Origin of the sequence: Binatus sp. (SeqCode), assembly GCF_036522015.1 — a bacterium.
Classification (GTDB): domain Bacteria; phylum Desulfobacterota; class Binatia; order Binatales; family Binataceae; genus Binatus.
Map to the genome: position 1 here is coordinate 1 of NZ_DATDGQ010000109.1, position 11076 is coordinate 11076.

At 61.6% G+C, this 11076-nt stretch carries 11 protein-coding genes; 6 read left to right on the top strand and 5 right to left on the bottom strand.

Annotated features, from left to right (window positions below):
- Positions 1–114 precede the first annotated feature (114 nt).
- Positions 115–1008, bottom strand: a complete 894-nt coding sequence (locus VIW95_RS04390; protein ID WP_331584200.1) for a DegT/DnrJ/EryC1/StrS family aminotransferase — start codon at positions 1006–1008, stop codon at positions 115–117.
- Positions 1009–1104: 96 nt separating this feature from the next.
- On the opposite strand from VIW95_RS04390, the gene VIW95_RS04395 reads away from it, so the two are divergent.
- The 3 genes from VIW95_RS04395 (at position 1105) to VIW95_RS04405 (ending at position 3643) form a co-directional block, all read left to right on the top strand.
- A complete protein-coding gene (locus VIW95_RS04395) occupies positions 1105–2769 on the top strand; it encodes a hypothetical protein (protein WP_331584201.1) in 1665 nt (554 codons plus the stop codon).
- A gap of 122 nt (positions 2770–2891) precedes the next feature.
- Positions 2892–3263, top strand: a complete 372-nt coding sequence (locus tag VIW95_RS04400) for a hypothetical protein (protein ID WP_331584202.1) — start codon at positions 2892–2894, stop codon at positions 3261–3263.
- 68 nt (positions 3264–3331) lie between these two features.
- Positions 3332–3643, top strand: coding sequence for a hypothetical protein (locus VIW95_RS04405; protein WP_331584203.1), 312 nt, complete (start codon positions 3332–3334; stop codon positions 3641–3643).
- A gap of 116 nt (positions 3644–3759) precedes the next feature.
- On the opposite strand, the gene VIW95_RS04410 is transcribed toward VIW95_RS04405, so the two are convergent.
- Together VIW95_RS04410 and VIW95_RS04415 are read right to left on the bottom strand one after the other, a co-directional pair.
- A complete protein-coding gene (locus VIW95_RS04410) occupies positions 3760–4815 on the bottom strand; it encodes a L,D-transpeptidase family protein (RefSeq protein WP_331584204.1) in 1056 nt (351 codons plus the stop codon).
- Between the two features lie 87 nt (positions 4816–4902).
- The gene (locus VIW95_RS04415; RefSeq protein WP_331584205.1) at positions 4903–7083 is read right to left on the bottom strand and encodes an ATP-dependent helicase; all 2181 of its coding nucleotides are present in this window, start codon (positions 7081–7083) and stop codon (positions 4903–4905) included.
- An 87-nt stretch (positions 7084–7170) separates the two neighbouring features.
- Between VIW95_RS04415 and VIW95_RS04420 the strand changes: the two genes are divergently transcribed.
- Positions 7171–7767 (top strand): RlmE family RNA methyltransferase, encoded by a 597-nt coding sequence (locus VIW95_RS04420; protein WP_331584206.1) that lies wholly within the window; start codon positions 7171–7173, stop codon positions 7765–7767.
- Positions 7768–7810: 43 nt separating this feature from the next.
- The gene (locus VIW95_RS04425) at positions 7811–8638 is read left to right on the top strand and encodes a bifunctional nuclease domain-containing protein (protein WP_331584207.1); all 828 of its coding nucleotides are present in this window, start codon (positions 7811–7813) and stop codon (positions 8636–8638) included.
- On the opposite strand, the gene VIW95_RS04430 is transcribed toward VIW95_RS04425, so the two are convergent.
- Together VIW95_RS04430 and VIW95_RS04435 are read right to left on the bottom strand one after the other, a co-directional pair.
- Positions 8635–8943 carry a ferredoxin family protein gene (locus tag VIW95_RS04430; protein WP_331584208.1) on the bottom strand — a complete coding sequence of 103 codons (309 nt, stop codon included), beginning with the start codon at positions 8941–8943 and terminating at the stop codon, positions 8635–8637. The two genes, VIW95_RS04425 and VIW95_RS04430, sit on opposite strands and share 4 nt — an antisense overlap.
- A 9-nt stretch (positions 8944–8952) precedes the next feature.
- Positions 8953–10662, bottom strand: coding sequence for a DUF6178 family protein (locus tag VIW95_RS04435; protein ID WP_331584209.1), 1710 nt, complete (start codon positions 10660–10662; stop codon positions 8953–8955).
- Between the two features lie 130 nt (positions 10663–10792).
- On the opposite strand from VIW95_RS04435, the gene VIW95_RS04440 reads away from it, so the two are divergent.
- Positions 10793–11076: bifunctional hydroxymethylpyrimidine kinase/phosphomethylpyrimidine kinase (locus tag VIW95_RS04440; RefSeq protein WP_331584210.1), on the top strand; the 284-nt coding region annotated here is incomplete at its 3' end.

The following is an 11076-nucleotide window of genomic DNA, read 5'->3' on the forward strand; positions in this document are numbered from 1 at the left end:
GTGGGAGCAGAAGATCTATTCGCGGCTGTTCTACAAGCGCAGGATGGTCGCCGCATCGCGCATTCGCGGCGATCTCAACCGCCGCTACGGCGAATTCGCCGCGCTCGCCGTCGGTTATATCTGGGAAGCTGGCTCAGAATAGGCGGGCTGCAAACTGTCGTCGGCGCGGAAGGCTTCGTTGTAGGCGCGCGCGATTTCGCCGCGCCGGCGCATGAAGTCGTCGGCACGCTTGAGCTGGGCCAGGCCGATAGCGGCGTGCACGTCGGACAGGTTGTACTTGAAACCCATGTCGTGGATTTCGTAGTACCACGAGCCGCTCTTGTCGTAGCGCTTCCAGGCGTCCTTGTTCATCCCGTGCAGGCTGGCGACAGCAATTTTTTCCGCGAGTGCGTCGTCGGACGTCGTGATCATCCCGCCTTCGGCGGTCGTGAAATTCTTGGTCGCGTAGAAGCTGAAGCAGGTGAGGTCGCCGATGGTGCCGATTTTCGCCATCCCGCGGCCGTCCATGTGGCGCGCGGAGCCGGCGGCGTGCGCGGCATCCTCGACGATTTTCAAATTGTAGTTGCGCGCGATTTTCAGGATTCGATCCATGTCGCAAGCGTGGCCGGCGAAGTGTACGGGCAGGATCGCGCGGACGCGCTTGTTGACGCCGCTCTCCAGCGCCTCTTCGATGCGTGCCGGGTTGATGTTGAAGGTGCCGGGATCGACGTCGACGAACACCGGACGCGCGCCAAGGTAGCCGAGAATCTCGGCGGTCGCAGTGAAGGTAAACGGCGTGGTGATAACTTCGTCGCCGGGGCTGATACCCAGCGCCCATAGCGAAAGATGGAGCGCGCCGGTGCAATGCGAAAGCGCGAGCGCGTGTTTCGCCCCGACGTAGCCGGCGAATTCGCTCTCGAAGCGCTTGGCCTTGGGCCCCGTGGTGATCCATCCGGAGCGCAGCGTGTCGAGAACTTCGCGCTCCTCGTCGGGTCCGATCGACGGACGATGAAATGCTATTTGTCGCATCGTGTGTGTTTCGGTTGAAATCGGCGAAAATTTCCGTGTGCCGAGTTAGTTTCGGAGTATAAAGGATAGGTCAAAAGCGGAGCAAGGCAGGACTCGATGAGGCGCGCAGGATGGGCCGCGGCAACGGCGGTGATTGGATGGTACGCGTTCGCGCTTCTGATATTGCGTCCGCTGACCGACGCGCCCGTGGTGGATAGCTGGCTGTACGGCTCCGCTGTGCGGCGGTTTTTGCGCACCGGCGAGATCAGATTTGCCGGCTTCACGCAGGCGATGCCAATCGCGCAGGTGCTCTACGGCGTGGCGTGGGCGCATGCGTTCGGCGGGGACTCGGTGTCGCTCGAGATCTCGACAGTCGTGCTCGCGGTGCTGTGCGGCGTTATGTTCCATGCGCTCGCGATCAAATGCGGTGCGCCACGATGGCAGGCGCTCGCGGCGACCGGGCTGCTGATCTGCAATCCATGCTTCACGTTCCTGAGCTTCTCGTTCATGACCGAGATTCCGTTCCTGACCGCGATGGTCGGGGCGCACCTGGCGTTCGCCAAGGCGGAAGGGCCGCGCGAGCAATTGTGGATGTGGCTGGCTGCCGCGCTGGCAGTGATCGGTTTTCTGATTCGGCCCTTCGCCGCGATGGTAATAGTCGGGTGTGGCGGCGCGATGCTTCTCTACGATACGCGGCTGCGAGGAAGAGAGCGCTGGGATCGCGCGCTGTGGGTTCAGATGATGACGCCGTTGGCGGCGGCGTTTGCGATTTGCGTGGCTCTCTGGATCTGGCTGACGGTGCTTAGCCCCAAGCCATGGGACTTGCAGCGCGACGAAAATCATTTTCACTACCTTTTTCTCGTACCGATTGCCAATTACCTGCGCGCGGGATTGCTCGGGCCGGCGCTCTACCTGGGCACGGTGCTGTCCCCGCTGGCGCTTCTGCAACTCGCGACGTCGCGCTGGCGGCGGGTGGCGATCTATGGCGCGGGAATTTTCGCGGTCGCACTGATCCTGATGGCGATGGACCATCAGTTACCCGTCACGCCCGAGTACAGTTGCTTCGGCGGATGGCACAACGTGCTGATCTTGCGCGGACAGGACAATCGCTTTTCGTGGAACGAGTATTGGCAGCAATACGCATTCCTCGTGCTGGCCAGCGCAGGGGCGGCAGGAATTATCGTCGCGTTTGCGGAAATTTTCAAAACACTTGGACGGGCGGCAGCCGCGATCCTGATCGCGGCGGCAGCGTATTGGGCGGCGACGATCCCGCTGTGGTTTTACAACGATCGCTACTACCTGGTGATGGTCCCTGCCGCTGCGATCGTGCTTGCAATCGCGCCGCTGCCGCGACGCCGGCTGGTCATCGCCGCGGGATTTGCGATGACGCTCGCGATGGGCCTGCTGTCGCTCGGCGGAACATACGCATATCAGCGCGGGATGGAGGTGATTCTCGCGACGCGGAACGAATTGGAGCGCGAGGGTGTCCCGCGCTCAGCGATCGACGCGGGCTACGTGCTCAACGGCGAGGACCTCTATCGGTATCCCAAACACGGAATTGAAACCATGAAACTCGAAGGTGGAATCCCGATGATCACCTCACCGAAAATGGACGAGTACACGATTGCGAGCGGACCAATTGCGGGCACCGAAGTTGTGCGGCGGCTTAAGTGGCCGGGCCTGTTCGGACTGGGGCATCGCTACTTCTACCTGGTGAGAAAGCACCTAGCGGCCGATGGCAATCCGCCGAGCACGGCGCCGGCCCAGCCGAAGCACGATTGACTTTGGAGTTATGATCGGGACCGCGCCCCTGGCGCGCTGCTCGCCCTAAGCCTGGCACAGTAGTATTTGAGGACGTTGGCGTCGTAACGAACTCAACTCGTCAGATTAGGGAGGGCAAGCGTATGCCAGCGGGTAAAAAGATCGGGGAGTTTTCGTTCAAGTTCACCACCTTCATCAACACGCCTGGCCCTGCCGGCGGAGTTTTTCGCCAAGTGACTTGGGAAGGGCCCGCGACCGGCTTTGGAGCAGTCTTCACCACCGTGACCTTCGATGGCAGTTCCAAGGGCGGGACTTACAGCGAGTGTGGGACAGCATTCATGGACAATGGCGACTTTATGCACGGCATCGGTCAGGGGACCTACGAGAGTACGGCGAAGCACAGGTGGCGCACACTGGGATTTATGCAGCTCTCCGATGGCCGCAGGATGTCCAGCGAGGGTGAAATCGACTTGGCCGAGCGGTCGTGGAAGGGCAAGTTATTCGAAATGAGCTGAGCCAAGGAGGTAATGGGCAAGCCGCAAAATGGCAACTAAATAACTTCAACTGATAGGAGGGAGTTCCAATGAAATTTCTGGTGATTCGGAAACCGCGCGCTGGGGCGCTGGTACAGCCCACCAGTCAGACGATTCGTGCGCAGAAGGAAATGTTGCTCGACGCTGTCAAGCGTGGTGAGGTTGACTGTACCTACGCTTTCTTGGGAGGTGGCGGTTGCAGTATCGCAAACGCCAATTCTGCCGAAGATCTAAACCAGCGCCTGTTCAGCTCGCCGCTAGGACTTTTCTATGAATTTGAGGTGCACCCTCTCTCCGACTACGGCAAATTCATGGATACCGTGGCCCAAACGTTAGAGACACGAGAGAAGCAAAATCGATAGTTAGTAAGGGGACGCGCAGGTCAAAAACAGTTTCGCGCCGATTGCGGTTTTCCATTGCCTCAACCCTGAGGGACCTGCTGTTCCTCGACAAACAGTAAGCCGAGGGACCTTTAACATTAGCTGGCGCTGCCGGGGGCGGGGCCGGGCATGATGTAGGTCGGGACGCCGGTTTTCTGCTCGACGGCTCGTTCGAGTTTCTGCATGTCGATCTGATCGGTGAGTCCCTGTTGATCGGCTTCCTTCTGCGCGTAGGCCCACAGGCCGGCGTACATGCCGTAGAGATCTTCGTGGACCTCGACGTAGAGCGAGTCGCCGCGCCATCCGAACTTCACCGGCTGATAGACGAACATCCCGGGCGTGCCGATTTTCACCTTGTTGAACAGCCGCTCGATGTCCTCGGGATACAACCGGATGCATCCGTGGCTGACTTCCATGCCGACGCCCCACGGGACGTTGGTGCCGTGAAAGGCGTATTCGGGAAGAGTCAGTTCGATGCGGTAGTGGCCGAGCGGATTGTCGGGATCGTCACCGGAGACGACGTGCTCCGCTTCGCCGTCACGCTCGAGATGTTCCTCGTAGATGTCCTGCGGGACGTTCCAGGTCGGATTGCGGGTTTTGCCGCGGACCGTGAAGGTACCGACCGGCGTCTTCCAATCGAAACGGCCGAGGCCGACCGGAAACGAGTACACCACCGACGGCGTGACTCCGCCGCCTGCGTGCTTTTTGCCGGGCGTGAACTTTGCGGGCGTCACTTTGCCCTTGCTATGGAGCGGGCCGGTCGGCGACGGAAAATAGTAGTAGAGCCGCATCTCGGGGATGTTCATCACGATTCCGACGCGGGGCGTATTGGGCAGGATGTGCTCGTCGGGCAGCAGGATCGTCCTGCCGACCGGAGGCGCCCACCAGTCGATTCCGGCGTTGGCGTTGGAAATTTCCTTTGCAGTGACGCCGAACCATCGCCCGACGTCGAGCAGCGTGTCGCCTTTCTGAATCTGGTACGTGATCAGGTTGCCGATTATGTCGTCCTTGCCGCGCGGGAGCGGATACGCGTAGAGCGGACGTTTCTCGAATTCGTCCTCGGTCCACGCGCCATGCGCGGCCGGAATCGCGACCAACGCGATGAGGAAAAGGGCGGGAAAGAATCGAATCGCAATATGGGTGAAGCGTTTCATGAACTTCCTGGTAGTAGACGACAGATCAATCCGCACGATTCAGACGTGGGCGATGTGCCAAGCACACGTGAAATGATACCGGCGCGATCAGTCCCCGATCAACCTCAGATTTGCGAACTTGAGCACCAGCAACTTGATCCCGCCGCGCTCGAAATTCACCCACGCCTTGGCGCTGTCGCCGCGGCCCTCGCGCCGGCGAACGATCCCGCGGCCAAACGTCGGATGCACTACCTTGGCGCCGATTGAGAGGCCGTCGCTGCCGGGGCCGGGTTCGTCGTCGGGTAACTGGCTGTCGCCGTAATCGACATAAGCCTCGCGCGGCGACAGCGGGCGCACCGGCGAGGTGTGGCGTTCGGGCGCGAGGCGTCGAATCAAGGCGGGATCGATCTCGCGCATGAATCGCGATTGGCGCGACTCCTGGCGCACGCCGTAGATTTCGCGCGAGAGCGTGTTAGTGAGATAGAGCAACTGCCGCGCGCGCGTCATGCCGACGTAGCAGAGCCGCCGCTCCTCCTCGACTTCCTCGTCGATGTCGGCGGAACGGCTGTGCGGGAACAGGCCTTCCTCCATTCCTGCAATAAATACGATCGGGTACTCGAGGCCCTTTGAAGTGTGCAGCGTCATCAGCGCGGCGCGTCCGCCGCTGGAATCGATCTGCTCGCTGTCGCTGACCAGCGCGACGCGTTCGAGGAACTCGGGCAGACCGCCGCCGGACTTCTCGGCGTCGAAGGCGCTCGCCGCGGTAAGCATTTCGGAGAGATTCTGCTTGCGCATCGAAGCGTCGTCGAGCTTGTCGAGGTACGGCTCGAAACCGCTGTGCCGGACGACCTCTTCGACGATTCCGCGAACGCTCAATTCGGGCAGGCGGGCGGCTAGATCATGCATCCACGAATAGAGCATCCCGGCCTGCTTGGCGATTCTGAGCGCGACCTTCGAATAGGTCTCGAGCCGGCCCATCGCCTCGAACGCCGTGACGCGCTGGCGTGCGGCCAATTCGGTGATCGCCTCGAACGACTTCGCGCCAATTCCGCGCGGCGGCGTGCCGACCATCCGTTCGAGGCAGACGGCGTCGGCCGGGTTCGCGAGCACGCGCAGGTAGGCGAGCAAATCCTTGATGTCGCCCTGTTCGTAAAAGCGTACGCCGCCGACGACGTAATACGGGATTTTGCGGCGCACGAGAGCCTCTTCGATCGCGCGCGACTGGGCATTGACGCGGTAGAAAACGACGACGTCGGCGGCTCTGAATCCGCCCGAGCCCGTCAGCCGCGCGATTTCAAGCGCGATAAAGTCGGCCTCGTCGCGTTCGGTGACGCCGGTGAAGTAGGTGACCGGCTCGCCGGCGCCGTTCTCGGTCCAGAGATTCTTGATCTTGCGTTCGGTGTTATTGCGAATGACGCCGCCGGCCGCCGCGAGGATGGTTTTCGTCGATCGGTAATTCTGCTCGAGCTTGAAAATTTGTGCGGCCGGATAGTCGCGCTCGAAATCGAGGATGTTGCGGATGTCGGCGCCGCGCCATCGGTAGATGGACTGATCCTCGTCGCCGACCACGCACAGATTTCCCGACCGCGCGGCGAGCGCCTTCACGATCAGATATTGCACGCGATTGGTGTCCTGGTACTCGTCGACCAGCAGATGAGCCGCGCGGCGCTGCCACTTCTCCAGAATTTCGGGAAAGCGCTGGAACAGGATCCAGATTTGCAATTGCAAATCGCTGAAGTCCATCGCGTTCATCGCGCGCATCCGCTCCTGGTAGAGCCGGTAAATCTGCGCGATCGACGCTTCGCGGCCAGGCTGAGCGTTCGCCAGCATCTCCTCGGGCGAAATCGCTTCGTTCTTGGCTTGTTCAATCCGTGCGCGCGCGAGCTCGAGCGGCGGCGAGTCGGCCAGCGCGGCGTCGTCGAGCACGCGGCGAATCGTAGTCAGCGAATCAGCTTCGTCGAGAATCGAAAAATTGCGGTCGTAGCCCAGCGCGTGTCCTTCCTGGCGCAGGATTCGCGCGCATGCGGAATGAAACGTGCTGACCCACGGCAGGCGAGCCGCGTCGCCGACCAGAGCCGCGACGCGCTCGCGCATCTCACTGGCGGCCTTGTTGGTGAAGGTGACTGCGAGCATCTCGAAGGGCGTCGTCTTGCGCTCGGCCAGAATGTGGGCGATACGGTAAGTCAGCGCGCGGGTCTTGCCCGAGCCCGCGCCGGCGAGAATGAGAATCGGGCCGTCGGCCGCGAGCACAGCGGCGCGCTGTTCAGGATTCAATTCGTCGAGATTCACAGTGACCGTCGCAGTTTCAAAACTTCGGAGCGGAGTCCATCAAGATAGCGGCTCCAACGCGCGCGGCAAAGCGAGCGGATGAATTTTGTGGCGACTTACGAACCGCGCGACAAATTTTATCGCAAGGCGCGTGCGATGGGATTGCCGTCCCGCGCGGCATTCAAGATTGAGGAAATACTCGCGCGCAACCGGCTCGTCGGCAAGAGCGCACGCGTCGTCGACCTGGGATGCGCGCCCGGCGGATGGCTGGCGATCCTCGTAGCGTCGGCGGGCGCAAGCGGACGCGTTGTGGGCGTCGATCTCGCGCAGGTGAACAATCCGCCGGCCGGTGCGATCACGATCGCGGGCGATATCCTCGATCCAAATGTAGCCGCGCGCGTGCAGAGTGAACTTGGCGGAGGACGCGCCGATCTGGTCACGAGCGACCTTGCGCCGAAGCTGACCGGGATTGCCGCGCGCGACGAAGCGCGCTCGCGCGAGCTGATAGATTGCGCGCTGACTTTCGCGGCAACGATTCTGAAACCGGGCGGCGCGATGGTCGCGAAGCTATTCATGGGCGTGCAGTTCAAGGACATCGTCGATTCTTTCAAGCGCCATTTCGAGAGCGTCGAGGTAACCCGCACCAAGGCCAGCCGCCCGGGGTCTTCCGAGCTGTATGTTGTGGCGCGCAAGTTCCGCGGATGAATCTTGCTTGGCTTCAAAGGCGGGACCCGCGTAAGGTTTGAGTATGAAGGCTGTAGGCGGGCGTCATCTCTGCCTGCTGCTCCTGGCAGCCGTCGTCGCTGCATGCTCATGCGGCCGCTCGTCGAACAACTCATCCACGGCTGCGAAAATTTCACCAGACGAGGTCAGAGTGCAGGTTGCGCGCGTCGGCTTTGACGACGACACCGGCTCGAACTACGTGCTACTGCTCGACGAGACCAAGGCACGGGTGTTGCCGATCATGATCGGCGAGAGCGAAGCGACCGCGATCCTCCTCGCGCTGCATGGAATCAAACCGGAGCGGCCGCTAACGGATGATTTGGTGCGGTCGATCATCGGGCAGACGGGAAACCGCGTCGATCGAATCGTGATCGCGGACATGCGCGACGAAATCTACTACGCGACGATCTATATGGACGGCGGCCGCTACACCATCGACAGCCGGCCCAGCGACGCGATCGCGTTGGCGATGAACATGAACGCGCCGATTTATGTGAACAACAAACTCTTCGAGTCGTCGTCCGCGAGCGGGCTCGGCACCACAGGGAAAATTCCCGACACCGCCCGGGCTTTGGGACTAACGGTCGAGCAACTGACCCCCGACCTTGCGAGTGCGTTCGGCGAGTCCAACCAGCGCGGTGTGTTGGTGTCGGAAGTCGATTCGTCAGCGAAGAAGGCGGGCGTCGCGCGAGGAGACATCGTGGTCAAGGTTGACGATCACAACGTGAAGGCCCTCGACGACTTCAGCCGGCAAACCGCGCAACTCAAGAATGGCACCGTGACGCTGATGTTGAATCGCGACGGCTCGAGCCGCACCGTCACCCTGGCCGCGGACGGCGGCGGCGCGCGTTAGGCGGCAGTCGGCACTCGCATCAGCTTGATCGCATGCTCCGGACACGCGATGACGCATAAGCCGCAGGCGTGGCATTGATCGGCGCGAACTGCGAACGCCTGGCGATTGCCGTGAACCCATGCCTTCACTCGCGCGATCAGCGGCAACGCCCGCTTGTCCTCGTCGCCCAGCTTATGCACCTCGAAGACGTTGTAAGGGCAGGCCTCGACGCAGTCCTCTTTCGCCTCGCATCGCGTGCGATCGATCACCGGCGCGAAGATGCCTGGCTCCTGCTTGCACTCGGCTTTCGATGATTCAGTTGCCACGATAAGTTCTTAGCCGATTCGCACGAGCACGCTTTCGATGAAGCGCGGATCGATTTCCCGCTCGCCACCAAGATTCGCGAACTCCTCCTCGAGCAGGTTCAGGCATGAATTCAGGAATGCGGCGGTGCGCTTTCGCGTCGTGTCGTCCATCCGCTCGACCAGCGCCTGATTTATCCGGGTGCGGAATTCATCGCTGAGGGTACCCGGCTGGCCGGTCATGATCGCCGCGCGCATCGCAGTCAGCCTGCTGCCTTCGATCGGATCGATCGTGAGCCGGTTGTCCAGCGCAAGGCGCGCGAGGCCGGTCAGCACCAGCTGGCTGAGACGCACATCGCGCGCGGCCATTTGCGCGCGGAAATTTGGCGACGAGATATCGATCGCGAACATCGCGCGGAACAGGTCGGCGGCCGAGTCGATCTGATCGAGAATCGCGTAGCTGAGATGCAGGTCGCGCATGCTGCTGAAATCGCGCATCTCGACCGCGCCGGTGCCGTCGAGGCCGCTGTAGAATCGCGGCTGTCGCGCCATGAAGCCGGACAGCGCTTCCCGATAAGGCGAGTCGAGATACGGAATCTCGCGCACTTTGACGCTGGAGAGGCCGAGTTTCTTAAGCGTCAGCTCGGTGCTCGAGCGCAGATCGATCGTCAAGCTGACGCCCAGGCGGAAGAGCAGCTTCAGCGGCGTGTCGCGCAGATGCTCGATTGCGCTTTGCAGGTCGCCGCCCGCCAGATGCTCGAGCGCCAGGTTCAGGTAGTGATGCGTCATCTCGACCGCGACGCGCACCGCCTCCAAATCGCCGAAGTCCACCGCGCGCGCGACCAGCACCTGGTTGCTGACCATCGCCATCTCGCTGCGGAGCTGGCGTTTGCCTTGCGAGGCGAACCCCGCGGTGAGCGCGGTATTGAACAGCGACACGTCGCCGTCGGCAATCGCCGGCGCCATCTCGGGCGCGATCACTTCGTTGTCGTCGGGCAGATCGGCGCGGCTCGGCGGTTCGTATGCGGCGCGAATCGTCAAAAACTGCTCGGGCTTGAGGTACGCGAAAACGCTTTGCGCTTCGAAGAAGTCGGGAAAGCCGCGATCGTTCAGCCGTGCGCGCCGGAACTGGTAGGCCTCCTCCTCGAGCTCGGCTTCGACGCCCCAATAGATCTCCTCCATCAGGCCGCCGAAGTAGTTGTAGTCGCGCTCGAACGCTTCCTCGATGAAATCCGAGATGTGCTGCGAGATTGCGTCGTGGCGGATGAATTCGATTAGATAATTTTCGTCGTACTGTGCGAAGCGGTTCGCAGTCGCATCGGGCGAGGACGCCGCGTCGTCGATTCGATGCACCTTTATGTAGCCGCGCAGCAGGATCGACATCATCTCCATGTCGAGCCCCATCAGCGCGTCGGCGAGTTTGCGGCGGCCGCCGTCGGCCATTGCCTCGATCCACTCGCGCATGCGGTGCACATTGGGACGGTCGCGATTCCAGCAATCGAGATCGAACAGCGACTTCACTTGCTCGGGCATCGCGAGACTGAGCAGGTCGCCGGCGTCGGCGCTGCCGATTTCCTTGAGCGTGTAGAAGAGCGTCTCGGGCGAGAACGACTGTACCAGCCGCTCGGCTTCGGGAGCGGAGAGAATCAGGTCGCGCTTCTGGCGCGCAGGCAGGCCGTACAGGAACTCGAGCTTCTCCTGGAACGGAAGATTGAGAAATTCCGATTCGCCTCTTACTGCCATACGCCTCACGGCAATCGTTGCATACGAAGTGCAAAGTACCGCGCGCTTCCACGACGGATCAACTAAGCGCGCATCTATCGCTCTGCCGCGCCGTTAGATAAGATCTTCACAACGCACCAGAGCCCATTTCTTGGCCTCTCCCAATTCGAAACATCCCGTAGCACTGACCATAGCGGGCAGCGATCCCGGCGGCGGTGCAGGACTCCAGGCTGACCTGAAAACCTTCGCAGCGCTTGGCGTGTATGGCTATTCCGTCATCACCGAAGTGATCGCGCAGAACAGTTGGAAGGTCGCCAACGTCGTGGCCGTGTCGCCCGAAATGGTCGAGGCGCAGCTGGATACGCTTGCTTTGGAATTCGCGCCGCGCGCCGTAAAGACGGGAGCGTTGGCCAATGCGAACATCGTCAAAGCGGT